Annotated in this window: 2 protein-coding genes; both read right to left on the minus strand. The window is 53.4% G+C overall.

All coding sequences use genetic code 11. The annotated features are described in order from the left end of the window. Positions 1 to 574: YihY/virulence factor BrkB family protein (locus tag TU76_RS23855; RefSeq protein ID WP_048352619.1), on the minus strand; the 574-nt coding region annotated here is incomplete at its 3' end. Positions 575 to 735: 161 nt separating this feature from the next. Next, complete coding sequence (locus TU76_RS23860; RefSeq protein ID WP_048352620.1) at positions 736 to 927, minus strand: CsbD family protein; 192 nt, start codon at positions 925 to 927, stop codon at positions 736 to 738. Positions 928 to 1022 lie beyond the last annotated feature (95 nt).

The following is a 1022-nucleotide window of genomic DNA, read 5'->3' on the forward strand; positions in this document are numbered from 1 at the left end:
TCAACAACAGAACGATGACCGGCCAACGCAGCATGGTCCACAGGGTCACGACGAACTCCTCAAGCCCTACCTGCCCGGCAAGCCAGCTCATCACCTGCGCGCCAAGCACCATAAGCGCCGCCGCGGCCAGCAGCATGCCGGCAATCCCGACGGTGTAGAAGATCGACAGCGGGAAGCGCTTCCAGATGGGCCGCCCCTCAACCACATCGTAGGCCGCATTCATCGCGCTCATCATCAACCGTACGCCGGCCGAAGCCGTCCACAGCGCAATCACGATACCCACCGACAGCAATCCACCCTTGGACTGCTGCAATTGATCGATGACCGGGTTGACCTGCTCCAGCGCTTGCGGTGGTAACACCAGCTCTGACTGCAGGCGCAGCCAGGTGAAGAAGTCCGGAAGGTGCAGGAAACCGATCAATGCAATCAGAAACAGAATGAACGGAAAGAGCGAGAACAACATTTGATAAGCCAATGCCGAGGCGTAGGTCGACATTTCATCGTCGATAAACTCTTTGACCGTGCGGATCAAGACTTTGCCCAAGGGCAGGCCATTCAAGACCGGAAAAAACATAGCGTCTCCTTTCGCCGCCTGAAAATCGGTTCAATACATTCAAGGGTGGGGTTTTACCTCAAAAGTAGCCGTGCTGGCGAACTCTGGAAACACTTAACACCTGAACCTGTAAAAACGGCCATCCCAAGGATGACCGTTTTGATCTGTCGCAGCGGATGCTATCAGGCTTTGTCTACGGTCTTTTTCACTGCATCTTTGACTTTGCCGACAGCCTGCTGGCCTTCGCCTTTCAATTCCTGGGCTTTGCCCTCTGCTCGCAACTTATCGTTATCTGTCGCTTTACCGACGGCCTGTTTGACGTTACCTACTGCTTCGTTCGCCATTCCTTTGATCTTATCGCCAGTGCTGCTCATGGGATTTCTCCTGATGAAATTTCGGAAGTCATAACATCGACAAACGTGTTGACTCGCCCTTCCCACGCAGAGTTTCATTTATTTACTGTGATTCA

The sequence above is a fragment of the Pseudomonas psychrophila genome (assembly GCF_001043005.1).
GTDB classification, from domain to species: domain Bacteria; phylum Pseudomonadota; class Gammaproteobacteria; order Pseudomonadales; family Pseudomonadaceae; genus Aquipseudomonas; species Aquipseudomonas psychrophila.